The organism is Desulfovibrio sp. Huiquan2017, from assembly GCF_017351175.1.
Lineage (GTDB): Bacteria > Desulfobacterota > Desulfovibrionia > Desulfovibrionales > Desulfovibrionaceae > Pseudodesulfovibrio.
Genome location: NZ_JAFMPN010000047.1, coordinates 1 through 388, shown reverse-complemented (window position 1 = coordinate 388; position 388 = coordinate 1). Strand labels below are relative to the sequence as shown.

Below are 388 nucleotides of genomic sequence, written 5' to 3'. Positions count from 1 at the left end.
CCCACGCGCGGCGGGCTGGCCACCACCCTGAACGAGATCACCAAGAGCTCGAACGTCTGCTGCGAACTGACCGAAAGCGATATCCCCGTGCGGGCCGAGGTCAAGGGCGGCTGCTCCATCCTCGGCCTGGACCCGCTCTACCTGGCCAACGAGGGCAAGTTCATTTGCATCCTGCCCGCCGAGTACGCCGACAAGGCGCTGGAGATCATGCGCGCCGACCCGCTCGGCCACGACGCCAAACGCATCGGCACCATGACGGACGCCAATCCCGGCAAGGTCGTCCTCGTCACCCCCCTCGGCGGCAAGCGGCTGCTGGGCATGCTCGAAGGCGAACAATTGCCAAGGATTTGCTAGGCTCGGCCCCTTTGACAAAAAAGAAGCCCCGGTC

Annotated in this window: 1 protein-coding gene; it reads left to right on the top strand. The window is 65.2% G+C overall.

Going from position 1 to position 388, the window contains the following annotated elements:
• Positions 1–354, top strand: a 354-nt coding sequence (locus J0909_RS18300) for a HypE family hydrogenase expression/formation protein (RefSeq protein WP_286182142.1), incomplete at its 5' end; no start/stop codon positions are given.
• Positions 355–388 lie beyond the last annotated feature (34 nt).